Here is a 21,925-nt window from a genome sequence, read left to right on the forward strand (position 1 = left end):
GTTCATCCGCGTGTGTCGTGGATGAACCTTTTCTAATTGTTGAGAAGTCGTTCTAAGTGGTCTACAAAATTAGGGGAATCGATGTCATCATAGAAGATGTCTTCTGTATAACGCTCGACCCCATCGATTGTGATTTGAAGTTTTATGGAGTGGAAGCGAATGTTACGGTCGTCCGCTTCCCACTTAAGGTCACGTAATAAATCCGCTACCTCTTCATAGGTGTACGATGTATTCCTCACATGAGCAAAGAGAATCCCGTATCGCGCCCCATAAAAAGAGAGCCCCGTCCCTTGGTCCATCTCTAGTTCGTCAAGATCTATTTTGTTTACTTCGTCTTTATCTTCATCCCATTGTAAATACGGTAATTCGCTCATAAGTGAGATACGACCTGAGAAGACTAGCCGGAGAGCATCTTGCACAGCTTGATCGTAAGCTTGTTGGATACGCCCGTATGTATTGAACTTTGAGACGACATCTTCTTCATAGCTGTCATCGATAATCTTACCGCTTCGTGTCACCCTTACCGTAAAATCGGTGTCGACGCTCGTCTCTGAAGCCATTCTGACGTGATAGTTTGGGTCATAGAGCGACAAATACATAACGTCTGTCACATGGAGCGTTGAATCTGGATAAGTCTGGTGCACATAGTCTTTCGCTGCTTGAATGGCACGCTGTTCGGCTTTCTCACTTCCGTCAAACACATACCATGCCCACCACCCCATTAAGAAGACGCCAAGCATACCGAGTCCGGTCAAGACGTTGTGGATGGGTCGTTTATGCATCATTTAGTTCATCTCTTTTCGTTCGTTATCATTTCGTTGCAGTTGTTCGGCCAACCCGTCTTCCTCGATGTCTTCCGCGTTGACGCGTCCAGAATAGAATGACTCGTTTCCGTCTTGAATCGAGATAAGGAGCGTCCGGAACGGCACGTCGGCCTCGTCGAGCACGCGTTTGACGTCACGCATCCGTTCACTCGCGTGCTGTGCGATCGCGTCTTCACCTTCAATCCAGATGAAGAGGGAACCGTGATCGCGTCCGATTTGTTTGATGTCGTACGGATGGTCGAGAATGAGCGTTGCCGGGTCGAGCGCCTCCTCGGCCGAACCTTCGCCTTCATAGACGGTCAACACGTTTTCATACAAATCGTGCTCGAACGGGAGCGAGCGCAGGGCTGTTTCCACGAGCGGGCGATATTCCGCATGCAGCCGATTGAACGTCACCATCCCGGTGAAAACGTCATCGTAATAATCGTCGATAATCGCTCCATCCCCGTTTACGACCACATCAAACTGTGTGTCCTCGCTCACTTCTGATGCCATCGTCACGACGTACGCACCGCTTCCCCAAATCTGTAGACCAGCGTGTACCGCTGACAGCTCGATATGTGGATACGTCGTCGCGACGTATTGTTCTGCCGCAGCGATCGCCCGCTGTTCATCTCGCGGGTCACCGAACAATGTGTGTGATAGGAGCGTGCCGACCCCGTACAGGATGAGCCCGGCTCCAATCAGCGTCCCTATAAAACGACGCATCCATACCACTTCCTCACTAAAATAGTCGGTTTCTTCCATCATCGTAAGGTATTCTTTGTGTGAACACATCCGCCTTAAGAACGAAACGTTTGAGAAAACCACGATTATATTGTGTCGTTTCATGCCCTTTCGTTTGGTAGCGTCGATATAAAAAGGACTGATTTCATGGGACAACTCGTCATCCATCCTAACGGGCAACGTGCCATCCGCTTCGGCATATGCCAGCGCTGCTTGAGCACCGACGTCCGAACCTTCACGTGTCTACATGGCAGTTGTCGCTATTGCCGCAACTGTCTCCATCTCGGTCGGGTGTGCCGCTGTGACTTCTTGCAAGAAATCGACGTCACGACACCGGTCGAGCCGACCGAGCTCGTCATGCCATTTGCGTTAAGTGACGGCCAACAACATGTGAGTAGACAGCTCCTGAAGTGGTGGGAGACGAAAACGTCCGGCCTCGTCCACGCCGTCTGCGGGTCCGGCAAGACGGAGATGGTCCCGGTCATCGAACGCGTCGTAAACGTTGGGAAGCGCGTCCTCATCGTCTCGCCGCGACGGGACGTTGCCGTCGAATGGGCCGACCGACTTGAGCGTGCCTTCTCCGTCCCGATCACACGACGCTACGGGGGTGGGGAGAAAGAAACGGTCAGCATGATCACCGTCGCGACGGCACCGCTCTTATTGAATTTAAAACACGTCTTCGACTACGTGCTCGTCGACGAGTCAGACGCGTTCCCGTTTGCATTTGACATGGCACTCTGGTGGACGATTCGACGCGCCGGGAAGGACGTGTTCCTGTTTGTGACGGCGACACCGACCGTCTGGCAGCGCCAGTTCGCGACGGTCCACTTGTCACGCCGCTATCACGGGCACGACTTGCCCGTCCCGACGCTCGTCAAACAGACGGATGAGGCGATCATCGCGTTTTGCCAGAGGGAGACGCCACGGATCTTGTTCGTCCCGACGAAGGCCGACCTCGTCCGCTACGGGGAACGATTGACTGACGCTGGCTTCACGGTCCGTACGGTCTCGGCCGATACAGACGAGCGGATGGACACGCTCGAGTGGCTCGCTGCAACGAAAGGAATCGTACTCGCGACGTCGATTTGGGAGCGGGGCATGACGGTACGCGGGGTCGACGTCGCTGTGATTGAGAGTGAACACGTGCTCTTCACCTCGCGCGGTCTCATCCAGATGGCCGGGCGTGCCGGTCGAAAACCAGATGCACCGACCGGGGACGTCGTCTTCTTCTACAACGAGCGGACGTGGCGTCAAGACCGCGCTATCCGAGATATCGAACAGGCGAATCGCCGATGAATTGCCTAGTTTGCCGGAAACCGCTCCACGTCAAATGGACCCCATCGACGTTATTGAAACGCGACTGGGTCTGCCCTGACTGTGACACGATGTTGACCATGCTCGAACCAGGCTGTCCCCGGTGTGGGCATCCGACCGAGGATGGGAAGACGTGCCCGGACTGTATCCGTTGGCTTGCCCTCGGACTCGATTTGACCGTACGTTCGCTTTACGTCTATGACGAGGCCGGGGCGAACTGGCTCCACCGGTACAAGTTCGGTGGGGATGTCGCGCTTGTTGAACACGCGCGACCGAGCCTACGGGCATGTCGCGAACCGGGTGTTGTCTATGTCCCGATTCCGCTCGGGCATGAGCGTTTGAAGACGCGACGGTTCAATCAGGCGGAGCTCCTTGCGCGCGCCATCGGACCAACGAGACTGTTGCTTCAAAAAACAGAGGTTTTGAGTCAACGGGAACTAGGGAAAGGAGAAAGGCGGCACCGTCAAAATCCGTTCGCTATACAAACTGAAGTCCGATGTGAGAAAATTGTTCTCGTTGACGACGTCTATACGACGGGCACGACGCTTCATCAGGCGGCACTCACGTTGAAACATGCGGGCTACCGAGAAGTTTCTGCCGTTTGCTTGTTCCGGGCGCTAAACAAATCAAAAACGCGTCCGATATAAAAGGCAGAGGTGAAGGACAATGGAAGCTACAACGTGTCAAAAGTGCGGACGCCTGTTCATGAAACAAGGGCGCTCGCCATACTGCCCGTCCTGCGGGGAGGTCGACTTTCAAAACTTCTTGAAAGTGCGCGACTTCATCCGTGAACCAGCTAACAGACAAACAACCATTGGGGCTCTCGTTGAAGCGACAGGAGTTTCCGAACTTGACATCACGCGATATATCCATGAAGGACGCTTGATCATCAAGGACAACCCGGCACTTGCCATTAGCTGTGTCCGATGCGGCAAACCGACGAACGAAGGAAAAGTTTGTTCGAGTTGCCAAACCGACATGCAGCAAGAATTACAAAACTTACAACAAAGTATCACGAAACCAAGCGCCCGCGCTTATCGTTTGGACTAACATCAAGATAGGGGGGATACGCATGCGCATCGATTCTGCTAAGTGGGTACATTTGCCACACACGTACGAGAAGAAAACGCAAGCCGAGACGAAGCCCGAGTCAACACGCCAAACGGACCGACTATCGATATCGGCAGAAGCTCGCGCCCGGTTTGATGAACCGGTAAAACATCCGGAACGTCTTGAAAAAATCAACGCCTTGAAGGCTGAGATTAATGCAGGGACGTATACACGGGACGCGCGCGAAATCGCCAAACGCTTTCTACAAGGATGAATGGAAGCGAGGTCTGTTTGAGGCCTTCGCACGGATAACACGGCACGGAAGCTGACTAGAGGGGACCCCTTTTTAGTCAGCTCTTTTTTTGGAAAAAGGAGAGACACATGCTCACATTACATACCCGGCTACTCGAACTCGCTTATGAAAAAGAACAGTTGTTAATTAAAGGCGATATGGCTGCCTTTACGGTACTCGTCAAAGAAGAAGCAAAACTCGTCCGCCAAATTTCACAAAAAGAAGCAGAACGACTTCAAGGTTTACTCGTTTTGGACGATGAAGAGAAAGAAGCACTCAGACCGGTCCTGTTCGAATTAAAACGGCAGAACGAGTCAAACGCCGCGTTACTCGAACAGTCGCTCAACTATATCAATTGGCATCTCGATATGCTCATGCCAGATGCAGACGATTTCACTTACGGCCAACAAGCGTTTGAAACACGTTCGTTCAGCCGCGACGTATAAGGGGGAAGATTGATGGGTTCAACATTTATGGGATTAGAGACGGCAAGACGAAGCCTCTCGACACACCAGTGGGCGCTCCAGGCGACCGGTAACAACGTCGCCAACGCGTCTAACCCAGGCTATTCACGCCAACGATTAACAATGGGGATGACCGAACAGTTGTCGGTTTCCTTCGGAGGAACGAAAGCTGGGCAGTTCGGAACCGGTGTCCGCGGCGAGACGCTCGCCCGAATTCGCGATTTGATGATTGACCAGCAATACCGCGACGAGTCAGTTAAAAATGCCTTCTATGCGACGAAGCAAGCTGCCTTCGGCCGGATGGAAGATATCATCAACGAGCCGTCAGAGAACGGTCTAGCCAAATCACTCGATCTGTTCTGGGCGTCATTGCAAGACTTATCGGTCAACCCGGACGATACGGGGGCGCGTAGCGTCGTGCGGCAACGAGCGATGACGCTCACGGAGACGTTCAACTACATGTCTTCGTCGCTCTCAAAAGTTCAAGATGATTTAAAATCTGAAGCGGACGTTGTCGTAAAGAAAATCAATGACCTCATGACAAAGATTGCAAACGTCAACCGTCAAATCGGGGACTCGGAACCGCTCGGCGTGTTACCGAATGAACTATATGATGAGCGTGACCGCTACATGGACGAACTCGCTCAATACATCGACTTCAAACGCGTCCCGGTCGACTACTTGAACGGCGAGACACGCGGGAACTCGCAACGCGTCGCTGAAGGCCGAATCGACATCCGTGTCACCATCAATGGACAGGATGTAACGCTCGTCGACGGCATCACGGGCGGAATCGGCAAGTTCGACAACTTGACGATGACAGACGCGGCTGGTGTCTCGACAAACTTGACGCACGCCGACATGCCGAACGGGAAGTGGAAAGCGCTCGTTGAAATGTATGGGTCAGCCACTGGGCCGGAAGGAATCGATGGAGCCTTCACGACGATGCTCAAAGATTTGGACGAGATGGCGAAACAATTCGCCACCGCTTTCAACGCGCTACACGGACAACATAAAGACGCCAAAGGTGCGGACGGAACGAGCGACTTCTTCGCAAACGTTGACAGTGCCGCGACGATTAAAGTGAGCGACGCCATCATGAAAAACCTCGATTTGATTGCCACGTCTAAAGACGGCAACATCGGAGACGGCAGCGGGGCGCTCGCGCTCGCGAACTTGAAATCACAAGCGCTCTCTTTCAACGGTTCGGTCACGACCGACACGTCGATTGGTAAGTACTATCAAAACGTGATTGGCAACATGGCCGTCGCAGCCGACCAAAGCGGTCGTCTCGCTTCGAGCACGTTCGCCCTTATGGCGAGCTCGGACCAGCGCCGCATGTCGGTGAGCGCAGTGTCGCTCGACGAAGAGATGACGATGATGATCCAGTACCAGCACGCTTACAACGCGGCGGCGCGGAACATAACGGCCGTCGACGAGATGCTCGACAAAATTATCAACGGCATGGGAATCGTAGGGAGGTAATGACTGATGCGTGTCACACAGACGATGCTCACACAAACGAACTTAAAGCACTTATCGTCGAGCTATAATACGCTCGCGAAAGTACAAGAACAACTAATCAGCGGGAAACGGATTCAACGTGCCTCGGAGGACCCGGTCGTCGCGATGCAAGGCATCCGTTACCGGACCGAGGTGCGCGAGGTCGACCAGTTCCGCCGTAACGTCAGCGAAGCGACGAGCTGGATGGATTTGACCGACTCGACATTGAATGAAGTCACGGAAGCTGTCAAACGAATTCGTGAACTGACGACGCAGGCGGCGAACGACACGTACGAGTCGTCGCAACGCGCCATTATCAAAAGTGAGATTGACCAACTCGTCGAACATATCGGGTCGCTCGCAAATTCAAAAGCAGGCGAGAAATACATCTATAACGGAACGAAGACGGACCAGCCACTCATCGACATGACGGCGCTGAAGGCGTTCCTCACTGATCCGGCCGCAGACGTCGATTCCATCTATACAGGCGGAGTACCGACGGACAGCGGGAAGATTGCTTTTGAAGTTTCGAAAGGCATCACGATGCAAGTGAATATGCAGCCGGAGACGGTGTTTGGTCGGGAATTGTTTGAAGGTCTCCGAAACTTGAGTCTATTACTCGGCGATGAGACGACGGGCGGGGCCGACTTGTCGGCACAGCTCGCGACGCTCGACACGCTCGGACAGAGTTTGATTACGGAACGGGCCGAACTCGGCGCCCGTGCCAACCGGTTGGAGCTCGTCGACAATCGTCTACAAGATCACGAGATCATCGCGAAGACAATCATGTCGGACAACGAAGACATCGATATCGAGCGTGTCATCATGGAGCTTAAATCCCATGAAACGGTGCACCGCGCCGCGCTCTCGGCCGGCGCCCGCATCATCCAGCCGACGCTCCTTGATTTCCTTCGGTAACGGCGAATGAATCTCGCGAAGCTTGAGATGCGGCAGACACATGCCGCCATCCAAATGACATCGAATCGTCCCGTTCTTGAGATGCGCCAAGGCCGGGCCGAACTTTCGATGACGCAAGGGAAAGTTGAGATGACGCAACGGACGACGCCTGGGACGCTCGAAGTTGACTCGTCGGTCGCCCGGAGCGAGAGCAACTTGAAAGGCGCCCTCGAACTTGGTCGTCATTTCGGGGCACTTGGTGAACAAGGTGCCCGTGAGGCGACGAGCATGGCCTCCCGCGAAGGCGACCAGCTCATGCGCATCGAGAACGGCAACCCGATTCCCCAGATTGCTGCCAGTAAAGTAAACGAACCGTATCCAGTCGTCGATCTCGATTTCATGCCGAAGTCAATTGACCGCGTCAAGTTGACGTATACGCCGGCGGACGTCAAAATCGAATGGAACGTGACACCGGCACAGATAGATGTATCGCTCACCCCGACCGATATCTCGTTCACGCCTTGGACGACGGACATCTCACTCCGTCAACAGGCATCACTTGAGATATGGCCGGTCGGAGGCATATATGATGAGACGCGTTGAAAGTGAGGAAGATCCATGTTCATTGAGACAGATTATTTTGGCAAGATCGAAGTGAAAGAAGAAGAGACAATCTCGTTCGTCAGCGAGATTCCGGGCTTCCCAGAGTCGAAGACGTTTGCCCTGATTCCGTATGGCGACGACCTTCCATTTTGGTCGCTCCAGTCACTCGAAGACGCTGCATGTGCCTTCGTCGTAACGAACCCGTTCTGGCATAAGCCGGACTATGCGTTCGAATTGACGGACGGGGCGAAAGACCAGCTCGGCATCGACGAGGCAGAACACGTCTCCGTCTACACAATTGTTACGCTCCGCGAACCGTTCGAGGCGTCGACGCTCAATTTGAAGGCTCCAATTGTCATCGAGACGAACGAGCGCCGCGGCAAGCAAGTTATCTTAGATGACGCCTACCCGGCCCGTTTCCCGCTCGGCGGACAGAAAAGCGAGGTGCGCTGATGCTCGTATTGAAACGAAAACAAGGTGAGGCGATTCATATCGGCGACGACGTGACACTTACGGTGCTTGCGATCGAGGGCGACCAAGTGAAACTCGGCATCGACGCGCCGCGCCATATTGACATCCATCGCCATGAGGTGTACGTCCAGATGCAGGCTGAGAACGAGTCGGCTCGGGACAGTGCCAACTTAATGAGACAAATGATACAAAACAAGTCGGAAGCATAAGCTTTCGGCTTTTTTCGTGAGGAAAGCGGATTATCGGATGACAGGTGCGTTGTCATTGCGTTACGATGGATGGGAATTTCGGGGAAGGAGTGCAGTTGTTTGGGGCAAGTTGTCAATATTTTCTTTATAAACATTAGTATCATCTATCTTATTTTATCACTCACGCTCTATCTCATGCGGCACGTATTCCCAATCCAGATAGGGTCACCGCGCGCTGTACGAGTCGTGTTCGGGTTTGCGATGGGGGTTGCGGCCCTCCTCTTGACGGTCAACTCATTTCAGGTGGAAGGAACGCGCGTCGATTTACGAATCATTCCGCTCGCCCTAGCCGCCACATATGCAGGTCCGATTGGTATCGGGGTGACGATTGTCATGACGATTGCCGGTCGCTTAGCACTCGATGGCGTGTCAGGACAGTTGTTACAATCACTGGCAACACTTGTCGCTTTCCTCAGTCTATCGTTTCTCGTTAATCGAACGAGATTGCGGCGCGGACATGCGTTTACGACCTATGTCGTCTTCGGGACAATACTCGTCTTGATTCGAGTGACTGGAAATGTGCCAATGTCCATGTTTATAAACGTCTTCTTGCCGTACTTTTTGATGACGTTTTTCGGGGCGTGGATGTGCTACTGGGTCGCGAAACAAATCGAGGCGCATTTACGCATGTTCCGACTCCATACGCAACGGGCGACCATCGACGAATTGACGGGACTGCCGAATCGATACATGACGCTCGAACGGTTGAACGACGTCGAGGCGTCGGGTCTTCCGTGGGCACTCTTTGTCATCGACGTCGATCGGTTCAAACAGTTGAACGATACATATGGCCACCGGGCCGGGGATGCGGTGTTGCGTCGAATCGGGATGACGCTCCGTGAGCATTGTCCAAAAGACGGCTTCGTCGGACGTTACGGAGGAGAAGAGTTCGTCATGGTGACTGAAGACACGCACGACGCTAAACAGCTCGCTGAACGACTCGTCCGCGCGGTCCGGGAGACGACATATATGTTCGAGGACCAAGTCATGCCGATGACGATTTCAATCGGTTTGTCGATTGCGAACGCGGAACCGGGGACGGTCGTGTTCGAGCGGGCCGATGCCGCGCTCTATCAGGCGAAGGCGGACGGTCGCGACCAAGTGAAAATCGGGTAAACAAAAAATCGGCCGCGGCCGATTTTTTTAGTGGATATTTTTCTTTTTGAACTGGCCGCCCCGAACATCGTGAATATTGCCGATGGCGAGAAACGCCTTCTCGTCATAGTCGTCGAGGATGTCTTTTAGCTTCGTTTCTTCAAGGCGGCTGATGACCGTGAAGACGACTTTCTTGCCGTCACCCGTGAAGGCACCTTCTCCGTGCAAATACGTTACGCCTCGACCGAGCCGGTCCATGATGGCCTGGCCGACATCGTCCGGGGACGTTGTGATGATCCACGCCGCCTTCGACTGGTCGAGCCCTTCGAGGACGACGTCAATCGTCTTGAAGGCGATGAAGTACGTGAGCAGCGAATACATCGCCCGGTCCCAGCTAAAGACGAAGCCGGCTGTCCCGAGAATGAAGATATTGAAGAACATGACAATCTCACCGACCGAGAACGGCAATCGGTTCGTGAAGGCGACGGCTAAAATCTCCGTCCCGTCGAGCGATCCACCGGCGCGGATGACAAGGCCGATCCCGACCCCGAGCAAGAATCCCCCGAAGACCGTCGACAAAAGTAAATCGTCCGTGAACGGTTCGATTTTGTGCAACAGAATCGTGAAACCGGACATGAGGAGGATGGCCGTCAACGTGACGACGGCGAACGTCTTGCCGATTTGGCGGTAGCCGAAGTAGATGAACGGCAAGTTGAAGAGGACGAGCCAGATGGCGAGTTTTGTGCCGGATAAGTACGAGACGATAATTGATACCCCGACGATGCCGCCGTCAATGATTTGATTCGGGACGAGGAACGCCTCGAGCCCGATGGCGAAGATGAACGCGCCGAACAAGAGGAGGAGTCCTTTGGCGATGAGTTCTGACCGTTTGATTGGGTTATGTTCGCGCTTCAAGCGCCGGACTTCCTCCGGTGACGGCGAAGGCATCGGTGGACGCTGCATGGACATCCGCCCTTTCCTTTTTTTAACTAGTATAGCATGTTGATTTTCGCATGCGAACGACATCCTCCACTGAATTTAATTATGTGTTATAACTAAAAATATGCTAGACTGTTGAAAGGTAAGGAAAGGAAGGATTGTATGAAACGAACAAAATGGAAGATCAACCTCATCATGAACGTCCTTGGGGGCTTGGTTGCCGCCTACGGACTCGAGTCGGTTTTGATTCCGAATAACGTCTCTGACGGGGGTGTCACCGGCATCAGTATCGTCGGTTCTCAGCTGTTCGGTTTACCACTCGGGATTTTTATTGTCATGCTGAACGTTCCGTTCATCTATCTCGGGTATAAGCAAATCGGAAAGAGTTTCGCCATCCTGTCCATCACCGGCATCGCCTCACTCTCGGTCGGCACTGTCATCATGCATCACGTCCCGACGATCATCGAAGGGGACGCGCTCCTCATCACGGTCGTCGGCGGAATTATCCTCGGTCTCGGTATGGGTCTCGCACTCCGCAACGGTGGTGCGCTTGACGGCATCGATATGCTTGCCGTTCTGTTGTCCCGAAAACTACCGTTCAGTACGAGTGACTTGATTCTCTTCTTAAACGCATTTGTCTTCATCGTTGTCTCAACGGTGTTCGGGCTCCAAGGTGCGGTCTTATCGGCCATCGCCTACTTTATTGCGTCAAAAGTGATTCATATCGTCGAGGAAGGACTAAGTGGGGCGAAGACGTTCAATATCATTACAAGTGCCCCTGACGAAATGGCCGACACGATTCGTGACCGGCTCGGGCGAAGCGTGACGCGCAAGTCGATTCAAGGTTCCTATTCGAAGGAAGCCTACTACGAAATCACGTGCGTCATTAATCGGCTGGAGGAGCGGAAGTTGAAAGGCATCATTGATCAGGTCGACCCGGAGGCATTCGTCGTTGTCTATGAAGTGACAGAAGTGAAAGGCGGTACGTTCCAAAAGCGTGACATCCACTGAACATCGGACCAAAACGGGTCCGATGTTTTTTGAATTAGCAGGAGAACGATTCGTTCATGTGGAACTAGTGGGGATTCAGAAAGGAGGGATGGCATGCGTCCGCTCATCCTCGGCGTGTTCGCCGCGCTCTTTTTCGCGAGCACGTTCGTTTTAAATGAAGCCATGCATATCGGGGGCGGTCACTGGGCGTACAGTGCCTCGCTCCGCTTCTTATTCATGATTCCACTCCTCGTCCTCGTCGTCGCCATGCGCGGCGGATTAGGACGCGTGCGAAAGGCACTCGCAAGCGACCCGATGCCGTGGCTTATATGGGGGACGGTCGGATTCGGTTTGTTTTACGTCCCAATCTGTATCGCCGCCGTCGAGGCACCGCCTTGGCTCATCGCCGGGACGTGGCAAGTGACGATTCTCGCTGGCGCGCTCTTATCGCCGCTCTTTAAACGAGCGGACGGAACACGCGAACAGATTCCGTGGACGGCACTCCGCTTCTCCGGAATCATTCTGTTTGGGGTCGTCCTCATGCAAGTCGAATTTTTACAGACGTTCGAGCTGCGCTTCCTGTTGATTGGCGTCTTGCCGGTGCTCATCGCCGCATTTGCCTATCCGCTCGGCAACCGAAAGATGATGGCGATCACCGACCTCGATGTGTTCGAGCGCATCCTCGGCATGTGTATCGGTTCGCTGCCGGTGTGGCTTCTGTTGTTCGGCTACGGGCTGACGACCGGGATACCGTCAGGGGCACAAGTGTCTCAGACACTTCTCGTCGCACTTCTTTCCGGCGTCATCGCGACGGTGCTCTTCTTCCAAGCGACCGACCTCGTCAAACATGACATGAGCCGGCTCGCGACGGTCGAGGCGACACAAGCGCTTGAAGTGTTGTTCGCACTCGTCGGAGAGATTTTGATTTTACAGGCGGGACTGCCGTCGGGGCTGTCGCTTGTAGGAATCGGGATCGTCATGCTTGGGGTGACGTTGCATAGCCGAGCCTCACTCAAAGTGATGGAGAAGCCGATTACGGTCGACCGTTACGGAAAGGAAGGATAACGATGGCGTATGGACTGATTGGCAAATTAACCGCGATTCAAGGAGAGCGGGAGACGTTACTATCGATTTTACTTGAAGCAGCCGAGGCGATGGAGCAGGAGGCGGCATGCGAGGCATATCGGGTGAGTGCCTCGCTCGATGACGACGCCATCATCGTTTACGAGGTATGGGAAAGTTCGGAGGCGCATCAGCAGTCGCTCATGCTTCCGGCGACAAAACAATTGATCAATCAGGCGAAGCCGATTTTGACCGGCGTCGAACGGATCGCGACGTTTGAGCCGAAAGGCAAGCATTAAAAGAACCCACGTCCGCGGACGTGGGTTTGTCAGTTACGATTTTGTCAGGCTACCTTTGACTTTCGCATAGAAATCGTCCATCATACCAGTACGGCTGCCGAGCTGGCAGACGAGTTCGAGCGTCTCTTTATAAAACTTTTTAACGAGCCCTTTGTTTTTAATGCCTGGCATCGATGCTATCGTCTTGTCGAGGTTCTGCAAAATCTCTTCGATTTGCGCGTCCGAGTCCGGCTTCACGATCGTCATGTTTTCTGGAATCTTGACGATTTTGTCCTGCTCCTGGTGACGGAACGAGGCGCCGAAGCCGAGGTTCTCGATGAAGAGATGTGGCATCGCTTTTTGGCCGAAAAACTGTTTATGCCAGTCCGTCGCTTTCATCGTGTCCATGTCCTGTTTGAACGTGGACGCCGTCGAGACGTACTGTTTGAACAAGTCGGTCATGAACTTCTCGATAACCGGGATTTGAAGGGCGAAGACGTTTTTTAAGAGCGCGTCGAGTTGCGCCCGTGACAATTGGGATTCGTTAGACATGTCGGTTCCTCTTTTCTGTAATGCGATACTTTTATCGTATGGGATTGGAGAACGTGCGTCAACGCATCGCGAAACATTTTTTCAGAATATTTAATGATTTGCCTGCATTTTATGCGATAATCGTCTCATGGCAGACTAAAGAGGAGTGGACCAACATGAACAAAACTTTGAAGTGGGCTGTCGCGCTCGGCGTGACCGGTGTCCTTGTCGCAACAGTCGGAGTCGTCTCGTCTCGGGGACGGACTGAGGATACGTCACAGACGATTCGAGACCGTTCCCTCGGTTATGAGATCATTCTCCCGTCGAAGATCGCCCAGGCGATTGAACGCGGAGACGTCTATATCGAGAAGTCGCAAGACGTGACCGATATCGGTGACAAGGCGAGCTACGGCACGTTCGACCTCTATTACAACCTTGAAGGTGGCGACGACCAGTTGTTGTTCCATTTGGATCTCGTCGACCGTGAGTTGTCAGAAGAGGCGTTCGCCGAGGAAGTCGGCTATGGCAACTATCTCGGTGCGAGTGACAAGACGTTCTTCTGGGTCGAACCGACCGAAGCTGTGCCGGGTGCCGAGGCGCATACGGATGAGATCACGGAGCTCCTCGAAACGCTCCCGGAGCTCGAGTTCCGCACGTTATGAGTCCGCCCGCTTCGGCGGGCTTTTTTGTTGTGCTACAATAGATGCGAGGTGATGGTATGAACTATTCAGTGGAAGAAGTAAGACAAGCAGAAGACGTGAGAGCGCTCGAAGAAGCGGTCAATACGTTCGACGGAATCGACGTCAAAGTCGGACATGAGGCGGTCGGGCAAAACGATTACGCCGTCTACGCGGACGATTTGCTCGTCGGGTATTTAGTGTTGTTCCCGTATCTCGAGAACGAATATGAAGTGAACGCGCTCGTGCATCCGGACTATCGGAAACAGGGCATCTTCACGGCGCTATTGGAGACGGCGAAACGGGACGCGAAAGCGAACGGGTGTGAGGCGTTCACGTTTGTGATTGACCGGAAGTCGAAGTCCGGCAAGGCGGTCGTCGATCAACTCGGTGCAACATATCGCTTTTCCGAGTACAATCTCGTCTTGAAGAAAGCAGAGCTGTTCTTGAAACCGAACGAGGTGTCGCTCCGCGAGGCGACGGACGCCGACCGTCCACTGATTATTGAGACGCTCTCTGAGGCGTTCGGTGACCCGATTGATGTGACGGAGAACATCTATCGTCAAATCGACACACCGGACCGCGTGACGTATATTGGTGAAGTCGAAGGACGTCCGGTCGGCGTCATCCGCGCGCTCCTCTCAGGCGACGACGCGGGAAGCATCCACGCGTTCGGCGTTCGGGCGAGCGAGCAAGGTAACGGCTACGGTTCGAAAATGTTGAAACAGATGGTCCAACAGCTGTTCCGTATGGGCCGGACGAAGCTCGAACTCGACGTCGAGACGGAGAACAAGGCTGCGCTCGAGATTTATAAGCGGGCCGGTTTCGCAGAAAATGGTGGGTATGAGTTCTATCTACTCGAACTGTGAGGTGACAGCATGGTCAGAAATTTAAAATGGCTTGGAGCGGCGTTTGAGGCGTTCCTCGGAATCCCCATCCTTGGCGGTCTGTTCATCATCAGCATGGGCTATTCGCCGCTCGGCTTTATGCTCGCGTTCCATATCGTCGTACTCGTCTTGTCGCTCACAAGGCTGAACCGATTGTCGTTTGGTCCGATTGTCGGCATCACGGCGTCAGTGCTCGGCTTTATCCCCATCGTCGGGATGATGCTCCACTGGGCGGCAGCAATTGCGCTTGCAATCGATGCGCTGACGACGACACGGGAACGATCGCGTGTGACAAAAGAAGACCCGTTTTGAAGCAATGCTCTCCAGCTGGAGGGCATTTTTTCATTGACCAAACGTTCAACTGAAAACGCTATACAAAAGCTTCCAACAAGACGATATAGAAGGTGATGAATTACACAGAGGAGGAACTTACAGTGAAGATTTTCAAAAACTTTACGACGCAGCTACTCGCGTGGATTTTGGTCACATCGATCGTGACGGGTGGTTCGGTCGGGTACATCACGCTTCTACTGCTTACAGAGCTCGAGATGGCGAAAGGACAGGTCATGCTCGTCGGGACGGCCGTGTCGCTTGTCATTTCAACGCTTGGCAGTATCGTCATCTACTTGATTGCACGCCGTCCGCTCAAAGCAATTGAGTCGGCATCAGACAAGGCGGTCCAGGTCGGAAACGGTGACTTGACTGTCGAGTTCGCAAACGAGGCGACGAACGATCGCTCGGAGATGGGGCGCTTGCTTCTCTCGATGGACAACATGGTCGGACACTTGCGTGAGCAAGGAACGAACATGCGCTACACGGCGGATCAGTTGACAGGATCCGCACAAGAGATCGCTGCGGCTGTTCAAGAAGGCAATGTGGCTGGCGAGAACATTCGTCAAGCGATGGACGCATTGAACAAGATGCTCGAAGACAACGTCAGTGCGACATACAGCTCAATGGACTTGCTTGGAGCCGTTGCACGCACAATGGAAAACATTCGTAACGAGATGGGCTCTGCACTTGACGCGGCCAGTGAAATGCAACAAGAAGCTGAAAGCGGAAAAGGACTCGCTTCGTCGTCAGTCGATGCGATGCACGCGATTGCCGGCAAAGTCGAACAGTCATCGACGCTCAACAGCAAGTTGACGGAAATGACAGGTGAGATTTCACGGATTACGGACGTCATCAGTGACATTTCAGCACAGACAAACCTCTTGGCGTTGAATGCGTCGATTGAAGCGGCACGGGCTGGGGAACACGGACGCGGCTTCGCGGTCGTCGCGGCCGAGGTCAAAAAGCTCGCTGAACAGACAGCGAACTCGACGCAAGAGATCACGGATTTGATTGTCGACGTCAAACGTCTCGTCGGTGACACGTCGTCTTCGATGGCGAACGTGAAAGCGGAAGTGGAGACAGGGGTTGGCCTTGTCGAGAAGGCAGGTGGCGCGTTCGCGACGATTCACAACTCGGCGAACGAAGTGTATAGTCACGTCCATTCGGTCGACGCGCTCCTAGATGAGTCGCGTGGTCAAATTGATTCGGTTGTCACGAACTCAGCTGGAATCGTCGGTATGGTTGAAGAGGCGTCACGTTATGCCACAGAAGTGACATCAGCGGCTAGCCAGCAAGCGGCGAGTCTTGGAGAAGTGAACGGCGCGATGACGGAACTCGTACGTGTTGCGGAAAGTTTGCAGAATGAAACGGAACAAGTAAAAGTTGAAGTGTAAGGAGACGCGACCCAGCGATGGGTCGTTTTTCTATACAAATTAAATTTTCTACTCAAAACGTGTAACTTTTTTCGAAAAAGACTAAACACATAAGAGATGGCTCCGATATAGAGTATGGAAACGCTAAAACGTTCCAACTAATACAAGGTGAGGGGCCGGCCTAAACCTTGTATGCTCGGACAAACGGATTTGGAAGAGCGGAAAAACTTAAACCTATGGAGGGAAATTACAATGATTATCAACCACAACCTTAACGCAATGAACGCACACCGTAACATGTCGTTCAACACAACGAACTCTGGGAAAGCAATGGAGAAACTTTCTTCAGGCCTTCGCATCAACCGCGCTGGCGATGACGCTGCTGGTCTTGCAATCTCTGAAAAAATGCGTGGACAAATTCGCGGTCTTGATCAAGCATCACGTAACGCTCAAGACGGAATCTCACTCATCCAAACAGCTGAAGGTGCATTGAACGAAACGCACTCAATCCTTCAACGTATGCGTGAACTCGCAGTTCAATCGTCAAACGATACGAACACTGACGATGATCGTTCTGAGCTTCAAAAAGAAGTAACAGAGTTGACAAGTGAAATCTCACGTATCGCGAACAACACTGAATTCAACACGAAGACGTTGATGAACGGTGGGTTCTCGGCTACTGGTCTTAAATTCCACATTGGTGCAAACTCTGGTCAAAACATCGAATTGACAATTGCTGACATGACTGCAACTGGACTTTCTATTCAAGATGTTGACATTTCAGATCAATCTGGTGCAAACGCAGCGATTACGACAATTAACACTGCTATTACAACGGTATCTTCTGAGCGTGCAAAACTCGGGGCTACACAAAACCGTCTTGAGCACACAATCAACAACTTGAACGTTGGAGCTGAAAACCTTCAAGCTGCTGAATCACGTGTCCGTGACGTAGATATGGCGAAAGAAATGATGAACTTCACGAAAAACAACATCTTGAACCAAGCTGCTCAAGCAATGCTTGCTCAAGCGAACCAACAGCCACAAGCTGTACTTCAGTTGTTACGTTAAGATTCTCTTAAAGTCACAAATAGAGGGGGACAGACATTACGTCTGTTTCCCTTTTTTTAAATATTTTTTCCAAAGTATCGATATTAAAATAGCATAATTGTATACTGAAATTAAACGAACTTGTATATGAAGGGGTAACTTATGTCGCAACTAAAGCAAATATTAGACGAGCTTCACGGAATTTCAAAACAAGTTATTTTATTGGCAGAAAGTGATGCTTCGGACATCCTTGATGAAATTGTTGAAATGATTCGTCTATTTGGAGAAAAAATTCAATCAAACGGTATTTGTACACCAGAACACGTATTACAGCTTCAAGCTATAAAACAAGAGAACAAACAATTATTTGCTAACGTTATCTATGACAATTTGCAATTATTAATTACAGAATATGAATCGTTATTGGCTATGGAAAATCAAAATCAAATTGTTTTCCCGTTTCGTTACCACGAGAATGAAATGGCTCTTGTGAAGCAACACGAAAACAACCATTATTTCGTTAATGAAACGATTATGGAATTCGAAAAGTTACAGGCGAGGATAAGTGAGGATACGGAAGCCATTATTCTATTAGGGTATGGAAGTGGAATGTTTCATGCAGAGTTATTAAAACAATATCATGTATTGACAATCGATCCACTTAGCTTACCTGCCGATGTAAAAAATGATACGGTATTATCTTTCAATGACTCGAAAGATGCTTCTAAAACTCTACTACAATCGAAGTTTCAATCATTTATTGGTCTGAAAACAGAAGTCATCAAGCATCCTCTTTACGAGGATACCCAATCCCTACTTGAACTCTTAAAGTTGGTTCGCAACTATTTGAGTGAAAGTCGAATTGATTTGACTACTCGGAAAGTATATACAGAAAGCTGGTATCAAGAATCGTTTCAAAATGCGAGCTACTTAAAAGAAAATTTAGATCGTATTATTACTATCGATAGTCTTAAACACCAATATAAAGGAAGCCACGCGCTAATGATTGCTGGTGGGCCTTCATTAGAAGACGCTATTCCTTACCTTCAACAGGCACAACATGCTTATTACATCATCGCCATCGGTCAGACCGTAAAAGTACTATTCGATCATGAAATTCGACCTGACTTTGTTATCTCGATTGACGCAGGAGAAGCAAATGCTCATTTCTTCCAAGATATCGAATTAGATATGCCTCTTGTATATTCGTTGCAAGTGAATCATCAGATTCCGAAACGAGCAAATGGGTTACTTATCCCATATGCGGATGCACAGCTCACACAAGATCTATTGACCTTTTCGAAAACAGTATTTAGTACTTACCCAACGGTAGCGTTAGCAGCGGTTGCTTTTGCAAATTATTTAGATTTTGATTCAATTGGATTAATTGGACAAGATTTAGCGTTGAGAGAAGGCGAATATTATAGCGCTTCTGTCAAAGAGGTTTCTTCTACGGACGGACAGTTTAATAAAACATTATATGATATTCCGTTAAATAATGGCGAAATGGGTAAAACGACTCCGGTCTTATTCGGTTTTTTAACGAGCTATCAATCACTCATTAAATCACATGGTGGTTTGTCTGAGAAATTGATTAATTATGCAGAACAAGGCGCACTTATTAAAGGTGCATCATATAGATCGCTTGAAACGCTTCAAACAAAGTCAATTCAAAAGCGGAAGCTTGAAAAAGTGGACGCTCCAAATTTAAATATTCCTATCGAATACGTTCAAGGAATGTTAGATAGTGTCTTGGACCGGTTGCAAACTCTCGCAAAACGATTACACCGTATCACGCAGCAAAAAGCAGTGACAGTCGATGAATTTGAAAAAATGTTACGCGATTGGGACGCAATGATTGAAGCGCCTTCGTTCCGCACACATATTATGCCATTGCAGCTTGTAAATCTATTAATCATTCAAAATAAAATTAAATTCCACAATCGATACAATCGAACGAGTGCGATGCGTCTTTCTATTTTGTTACGCATGTTTGAGGCAATTCAAGAGCTAGAGACTCAACTTCGAACAATCAAACGGACATATGTAGAGACCATTACATGACAGCAAAAAAATGAAATTGAAAACTATTCGATTTGTGCATTCTGCATGAGAGAGGAAGTATATAAAGATGTTTACGAATCAGACGATTTTAGTCACAGGCGGGACGGGTTCATTTGGGAAAAAATTTATCGAGGCCGCATTAAAGCATAATGTTAAAAAAGTGATCGTGTTTAGTCGCGACGAGCTAAAACAATATGAAATGGCGCAAGAATTTACAGATCCCCGCGTCCGTTTCTTTATCGGAGATGTTCGAGATAAAGAACGCCTGTATCGTGCTTTTGATGGGGTGGATATTGTCATTCATGCTGCTGCGCTTAAACATGTTGGTGCATGTGAGTACAATCCGTTCGAGGCTGTAAAAACAAACATTCACGGGGCGCAAAATATCATTGAAGCCGCAATTGACCGTGGTGTTAAAAAAGTCATTGCATTAAGTACAGATAAAGCTGCAAGTCCAATTAACTTATATGGGGCTACAAAATTGGCCTCTGACAAGTTGTTTGTGGCAGGGAATTCGTACGCTGGGGATAAAGACACACGTTTTGCAGTTGTTCGTTATGGAAACGTTGTCGGAAGCCGCGGTAGCGTCGTGCCATTCTTTAAAAAGTTGAAGCGGGATGGAGCGACGGTCATTCCAGTGACCGATGATCGGATGACTCGTTTTTGGATTACGTTAGATCAAGGCGTCCAATTCGTCATTGATAGCTTGACTCGTATGAACGGTGGCGAAATCTTCATCCCGAAAATTCCAAGTATGTCGATTCTCGATTTGGCTGAAGCGATTGCTCCGGATTGTGACATCAAAATTGTCGGAATTCGACCGGGCGAGAAGTTGCATGAAGCAATGATTACAGAAGATGATGCACGAAACACGTTAGAATACGATGATTATTTTGTCATTCAACCAGAGTTTCCTTGGTGGAGTACCGAATATAGAAACGGTGGTAAATCATTACCAGAAGGCTTTACGTACGTAAGTAATGTAAACAATCAATGGCTAACGGTCGATGAATTAAGAGAGTTAGTGAAGTGAAGTAGACCACTTAATCGTTTTGATGAGAGGGAGTTTAGAGTGATTGATCAACCTGTTCGAAACACATTTTTACCCTATGGAAAACAATGGATTGATGAAGCTGATATTCAAGCAGTAGTCGAAACGTTACGAGGTGATTTTTTAACGACAGGTCCTGCCGTTGATGAATTCGAACGAGCTATCGCTCAGTACGTTGGAGCCCGTTACGCTGTCTCTTTTTCGAATGGGACAGCCGCCTTACACGGTGCTTGTTTTGCAGCTGGAATCGAGGAAGGTGACGAAGTCATCACTACACCGATGACCTTTGCAGCGAGTGCAAACTGTGTCCTTTATCAAAAAGGAACGCCTGTGTTCGCGGACATCGATCCTATGACATATAACCTAGACCCGGTAGCGGTTGAACGAGCCATCACACCGCATACGAAAGCCATCATCCCTGTCCATTTTACAGGACAACCCGCGGACATGCAGGAAATTCATCGCATCGCAAACGAACATGGTTTGGTCGTGATTGAAGATGCCGCCCATGCGTTAGGTGCAACGTATCAAGAGAAACGAATCGGTGCATTAAGCGACATGACCATGTTTAGTTTTCATCCTGTGAAACATATCACGTCCGGAGAAGGCGGAATTATCACAACAAACGATGAAGGTTATTACCAAAAGCTATTGCAATTTCGTACACATGGAATTACGAAAAATGCCAATCAACTGATGGATACCCACGGTCCTTGGTATTATGAGATGCAGTTTTTAGGGTTCAATTATCGCATGACCGACATTCAAGCAGTACTCGGGACAAGTCAATTAAAAAAAATCGAACGGTTTATCGAGTTACGAAAGCAGTATGTCGCACTATACGAAAAAGCATTTCGCGATTTACCTGAATTGACGACACCTTACCAGGACGAGATTGGTGAATCAAGCTGGCACTTATACATCATTCGATTAAATCAAAGCAAACTTCGTGTTTCTCGAAAAGAAATTTTTGAAGCGTTATTAAACGAAAACATCGGCGTCAACGTCCATTATATTCCTGTCCATTGGATGCCTTATTATCAAGAGCTTGGTTATTCAAAAGGGATTTGTCCCAACGCTGAGGCGTTGTATGAGGATATCATCACCCTTCCTCTATTCCCAGCTATGACAGAACATGATGTGTATGATGTCATCGATGCGGTTAAAAAAGTATTAACACGATATGGGAAGTGATGAGTAACG

General features: G+C 50.4%; 26 protein-coding genes. 22 read left to right on the top strand and 4 right to left on the bottom strand.

Annotation, left to right across the window (positions count from 1 at the left end):
- Window positions 1–32: 32 nt before the first annotated feature.
- The gene (locus tag KNP92_RS03115; RefSeq protein ID WP_214836932.1) at window positions 33–785 is read right to left on the bottom strand and encodes a hypothetical protein; all 753 of its coding nucleotides are present in this window, start codon (window positions 783–785) and stop codon (window positions 33–35) included.
- Window positions 786–1,532 carry a hypothetical protein gene (locus tag KNP92_RS03120; RefSeq protein WP_214836935.1) on the bottom strand — a complete coding sequence of 249 codons (747 nt, stop codon included), beginning with the start codon at window positions 1,530–1,532 and terminating at the stop codon, window positions 786–788.
- A 165-nt stretch (window positions 1,533–1,697) separates the two neighbouring features.
- Here KNP92_RS03120 and KNP92_RS03125 point away from each other — a divergent pair, with 165 nt between their 5' ends.
- The 11 genes from KNP92_RS03125 (at window position 1,698) to KNP92_RS03175 (ending at window position 9,508) form a co-directional block, all read left to right on the top strand.
- Window positions 1,698–2,846: a helicase-related protein gene (locus KNP92_RS03125; protein WP_214836938.1), complete on the top strand. Its 1,149-nt coding sequence runs from the start codon at window positions 1,698–1,700 to the stop codon at window positions 2,844–2,846.
- Window positions 2,843–3,511: a ComFC family protein gene (locus KNP92_RS03130; RefSeq protein ID WP_214836941.1), complete on the top strand. Its 669-nt coding sequence runs from the start codon at window positions 2,843–2,845 to the stop codon at window positions 3,509–3,511. Before KNP92_RS03125 ends, KNP92_RS03130 begins: the two co-directional genes overlap by 4 nt.
- A 58-nt stretch (window positions 3,512–3,569) precedes the next feature.
- On the top strand, window positions 3,570–3,914 hold the full coding sequence (locus tag KNP92_RS03135) for a flagellar protein (RefSeq protein ID WP_251136375.1): 345 nt from the start codon (window positions 3,570–3,572) through the stop codon (window positions 3,912–3,914).
- Between the two features lie 22 nt (window positions 3,915–3,936).
- Window positions 3,937–4,188: a flagellar biosynthesis anti-sigma factor FlgM gene (locus KNP92_RS03140; RefSeq protein ID WP_214836947.1), complete on the top strand. Its 252-nt coding sequence runs from the start codon at window positions 3,937–3,939 to the stop codon at window positions 4,186–4,188.
- Between the two features lie 107 nt (window positions 4,189–4,295).
- Entirely contained in the window at window positions 4,296–4,652 is a 357-nt protein-coding gene (flgN, locus tag KNP92_RS03145; RefSeq protein ID WP_214836950.1) for a flagellar export chaperone FlgN, read from the top strand.
- 12 nt (window positions 4,653–4,664) lie between these two features.
- Window positions 4,665–6,155 carry a flagellar hook-associated protein FlgK gene (gene flgK / locus KNP92_RS03150; protein ID WP_214836953.1) on the top strand — a complete coding sequence of 497 codons (1,491 nt, stop codon included), beginning with the start codon at window positions 4,665–4,667 and terminating at the stop codon, window positions 6,153–6,155.
- 6 nt (window positions 6,156–6,161) lie between these two features.
- On the top strand, window positions 6,162–7,091 hold the full coding sequence (gene flgL / locus KNP92_RS03155) for a flagellar hook-associated protein FlgL (RefSeq protein ID WP_214836956.1): 930 nt from the start codon (window positions 6,162–6,164) through the stop codon (window positions 7,089–7,091).
- A 27-nt stretch (window positions 7,092–7,118) separates the two neighbouring features.
- The gene (locus tag KNP92_RS03160; RefSeq protein ID WP_251136376.1) at window positions 7,119–7,673 is read left to right on the top strand and encodes a DUF6470 family protein; all 555 of its coding nucleotides are present in this window, start codon (window positions 7,119–7,121) and stop codon (window positions 7,671–7,673) included.
- A 15-nt stretch (window positions 7,674–7,688) separates the two neighbouring features.
- Complete coding sequence (gene fliW, locus KNP92_RS03165; protein WP_214836962.1) at window positions 7,689–8,126, top strand: flagellar assembly protein FliW; 438 nt, start codon at window positions 7,689–7,691, stop codon at window positions 8,124–8,126.
- A complete protein-coding gene (csrA, locus tag KNP92_RS03170) occupies window positions 8,126–8,353 on the top strand; it encodes a carbon storage regulator CsrA (RefSeq protein WP_214836965.1) in 228 nt (75 codons plus the stop codon). Before fliW ends, csrA begins: the two co-directional genes overlap by 1 nt.
- Window positions 8,354–8,452: 99 nt before the next feature.
- On the top strand, window positions 8,453–9,508 hold the full coding sequence (locus KNP92_RS03175) for a GGDEF domain-containing protein (protein ID WP_251136377.1): 1,056 nt from the start codon (window positions 8,453–8,455) through the stop codon (window positions 9,506–9,508).
- 27 nt (window positions 9,509–9,535) lie between these two features.
- Here the strand turns inward: KNP92_RS03175 and KNP92_RS03180 are convergent, their stop codons facing one another.
- Window positions 9,536–10,450: a YitT family protein gene (locus KNP92_RS03180; protein WP_251136378.1), complete on the bottom strand. Its 915-nt coding sequence runs from the start codon at window positions 10,448–10,450 to the stop codon at window positions 9,536–9,538.
- A gap of 138 nt (window positions 10,451–10,588) precedes the next feature.
- Here KNP92_RS03180 and KNP92_RS03185 point away from each other — a divergent pair, with 138 nt between their 5' ends.
- The 3 genes from KNP92_RS03185 to KNP92_RS03195 all read left to right on the top strand — a co-directional run bounded on the left by KNP92_RS03185 (window position 10,589) and on the right by KNP92_RS03195 (window position 12,777).
- The gene (locus KNP92_RS03185) at window positions 10,589–11,437 is read left to right on the top strand and encodes a YitT family protein (protein WP_214836984.1); all 849 of its coding nucleotides are present in this window, start codon (window positions 10,589–10,591) and stop codon (window positions 11,435–11,437) included.
- 93 nt (window positions 11,438–11,530) lie between these two features.
- The gene (locus tag KNP92_RS03190) at window positions 11,531–12,481 is read left to right on the top strand and encodes a DMT family transporter (protein WP_214836987.1); all 951 of its coding nucleotides are present in this window, start codon (window positions 11,531–11,533) and stop codon (window positions 12,479–12,481) included.
- 2 nt (window positions 12,482–12,483) lie between these two features.
- Window positions 12,484–12,777: a putative quinol monooxygenase gene (locus tag KNP92_RS03195; RefSeq protein ID WP_214836990.1), complete on the top strand. Its 294-nt coding sequence runs from the start codon at window positions 12,484–12,486 to the stop codon at window positions 12,775–12,777.
- 33 nt (window positions 12,778–12,810) lie between these two features.
- Here the strand turns inward: KNP92_RS03195 and KNP92_RS03200 are convergent, their stop codons facing one another.
- Complete coding sequence (locus tag KNP92_RS03200; RefSeq protein ID WP_214836992.1) at window positions 12,811–13,308, bottom strand: hypothetical protein; 498 nt, start codon at window positions 13,306–13,308, stop codon at window positions 12,811–12,813.
- Window positions 13,309–13,463: 155 nt separating this feature from the next.
- Here KNP92_RS03200 and KNP92_RS03205 point away from each other — a divergent pair, with 155 nt between their 5' ends.
- The 8 genes from KNP92_RS03205 to pseC all read left to right on the top strand — a co-directional run bounded on the left by KNP92_RS03205 (window position 13,464) and on the right by pseC (window position 21,916).
- Window positions 13,464–13,949 (top strand): hypothetical protein, encoded by a 486-nt coding sequence (locus KNP92_RS03205; RefSeq protein ID WP_251136379.1) that lies wholly within the window; start codon window positions 13,464–13,466, stop codon window positions 13,947–13,949.
- Window positions 13,950–14,005: 56 nt separating this feature from the next.
- Complete coding sequence (locus KNP92_RS03210; protein ID WP_214836995.1) at window positions 14,006–14,833, top strand: GNAT family N-acetyltransferase; 828 nt, start codon at window positions 14,006–14,008, stop codon at window positions 14,831–14,833.
- Between the two features lie 9 nt (window positions 14,834–14,842).
- Complete coding sequence (locus KNP92_RS03215; protein WP_214837000.1) at window positions 14,843–15,163, top strand: hypothetical protein; 321 nt, start codon at window positions 14,843–14,845, stop codon at window positions 15,161–15,163.
- Between the two features lie 122 nt (window positions 15,164–15,285).
- A complete protein-coding gene (locus KNP92_RS03220; RefSeq protein WP_214837003.1) occupies window positions 15,286–16,578 on the top strand; it encodes a methyl-accepting chemotaxis protein in 1,293 nt (430 codons plus the stop codon).
- A 231-nt stretch (window positions 16,579–16,809) separates the two neighbouring features.
- On the top strand, window positions 16,810–17,628 hold the full coding sequence (locus KNP92_RS03225) for a flagellin N-terminal helical domain-containing protein (protein ID WP_214837006.1): 819 nt from the start codon (window positions 16,810–16,812) through the stop codon (window positions 17,626–17,628).
- Between the two features lie 141 nt (window positions 17,629–17,769).
- Window positions 17,770–19,671, top strand: coding sequence for a motility associated factor glycosyltransferase family protein (locus KNP92_RS03230; RefSeq protein WP_214837009.1), 1,902 nt, complete (start codon window positions 17,770–17,772; stop codon window positions 19,669–19,671).
- A 67-nt stretch (window positions 19,672–19,738) separates the two neighbouring features.
- Window positions 19,739–20,704 (top strand): UDP-N-acetylglucosamine 4,6-dehydratase (inverting), encoded by a 966-nt coding sequence (gene pseB / locus KNP92_RS03235; RefSeq protein WP_214837024.1) that lies wholly within the window; start codon window positions 19,739–19,741, stop codon window positions 20,702–20,704.
- A gap of 39 nt (window positions 20,705–20,743) precedes the next feature.
- The gene (gene pseC, locus KNP92_RS03240) at window positions 20,744–21,916 is read left to right on the top strand and encodes a UDP-4-amino-4,6-dideoxy-N-acetyl-beta-L-altrosamine transaminase (RefSeq protein WP_214837026.1); all 1,173 of its coding nucleotides are present in this window, start codon (window positions 20,744–20,746) and stop codon (window positions 21,914–21,916) included.
- Window positions 21,917–21,925 lie beyond the last annotated feature (9 nt).

The organism is Exiguobacterium sp. s122 (assembly GCF_018618475.1).
GTDB lineage: Bacteria > Bacillota > Bacilli > Exiguobacteriales > Exiguobacteriaceae > Exiguobacterium > Exiguobacterium himgiriensis.

Excerpts from the sequence above, each read along its gene's own strand:
- KNP92_RS03115 (WP_214836932.1), bottom strand. The coding sequence starts at position 785 with ATGATGCATAAACGACCCATCCACAACGTCTTGACCGGACTCGGTATG.
- KNP92_RS03120 (WP_214836935.1), bottom strand. The coding sequence starts at position 1,532 with ATGCGTCGTTTTATAGGGACGCTGATTGGAGCCGGGCTCATCCTGTAC.
- KNP92_RS03125 (WP_214836938.1), top strand. The coding sequence starts at position 1,698 with ATGGGACAACTCGTCATCCATCCTAACGGGCAACGTGCCATCCGCTTC.
- KNP92_RS03130 (WP_214836941.1), top strand. The coding sequence starts at position 2,843 with ATGAATTGCCTAGTTTGCCGGAAACCGCTCCACGTCAAATGGACCCCA.
- KNP92_RS03135 (WP_251136375.1), top strand. The coding sequence starts at position 3,570 with ATGAAACAAGGGCGCTCGCCATACTGCCCGTCCTGCGGGGAGGTCGAC.
- KNP92_RS03140 (WP_214836947.1), top strand. The coding sequence starts at position 3,937 with ATGCGCATCGATTCTGCTAAGTGGGTACATTTGCCACACACGTACGAG.
- flgN (WP_214836950.1), top strand. The coding sequence starts at position 4,296 with ATGCTCACATTACATACCCGGCTACTCGAACTCGCTTATGAAAAAGAA.
- flgK (WP_214836953.1), top strand. The coding sequence starts at position 4,665 with ATGGGTTCAACATTTATGGGATTAGAGACGGCAAGACGAAGCCTCTCG.
- flgL (WP_214836956.1), top strand. The coding sequence starts at position 6,162 with ATGCGTGTCACACAGACGATGCTCACACAAACGAACTTAAAGCACTTA.
- KNP92_RS03160 (WP_251136376.1), top strand. The coding sequence starts at position 7,119 with ATGCGGCAGACACATGCCGCCATCCAAATGACATCGAATCGTCCCGTT.
- fliW (WP_214836962.1), top strand. The coding sequence starts at position 7,689 with ATGTTCATTGAGACAGATTATTTTGGCAAGATCGAAGTGAAAGAAGAA.
- csrA (WP_214836965.1), top strand. The coding sequence starts at position 8,126 with ATGCTCGTATTGAAACGAAAACAAGGTGAGGCGATTCATATCGGCGAC.
- KNP92_RS03180 (WP_251136378.1), bottom strand. The coding sequence starts at position 10,450 with ATGCAGCGTCCACCGATGCCTTCGCCGTCACCGGAGGAAGTCCGGCGC.
- KNP92_RS03185 (WP_214836984.1), top strand. The coding sequence starts at position 10,589 with ATGAAACGAACAAAATGGAAGATCAACCTCATCATGAACGTCCTTGGG.
- KNP92_RS03190 (WP_214836987.1), top strand. The coding sequence starts at position 11,531 with ATGCGTCCGCTCATCCTCGGCGTGTTCGCCGCGCTCTTTTTCGCGAGC.
- KNP92_RS03195 (WP_214836990.1), top strand. The coding sequence starts at position 12,484 with ATGGCGTATGGACTGATTGGCAAATTAACCGCGATTCAAGGAGAGCGG.
- KNP92_RS03200 (WP_214836992.1), bottom strand. The coding sequence starts at position 13,308 with ATGTCTAACGAATCCCAATTGTCACGGGCGCAACTCGACGCGCTCTTA.
- KNP92_RS03205 (WP_251136379.1), top strand. The coding sequence starts at position 13,464 with ATGAACAAAACTTTGAAGTGGGCTGTCGCGCTCGGCGTGACCGGTGTC.
- KNP92_RS03210 (WP_214836995.1), top strand. The coding sequence starts at position 14,006 with ATGAACTATTCAGTGGAAGAAGTAAGACAAGCAGAAGACGTGAGAGCG.
- KNP92_RS03215 (WP_214837000.1), top strand. The coding sequence starts at position 14,843 with ATGGTCAGAAATTTAAAATGGCTTGGAGCGGCGTTTGAGGCGTTCCTC.
- KNP92_RS03225 (WP_214837006.1), top strand. The coding sequence starts at position 16,810 with ATGATTATCAACCACAACCTTAACGCAATGAACGCACACCGTAACATG.
- KNP92_RS03230 (WP_214837009.1), top strand. The coding sequence starts at position 17,770 with ATGTCGCAACTAAAGCAAATATTAGACGAGCTTCACGGAATTTCAAAA.
- pseB (WP_214837024.1), top strand. The coding sequence starts at position 19,739 with ATGTTTACGAATCAGACGATTTTAGTCACAGGCGGGACGGGTTCATTT.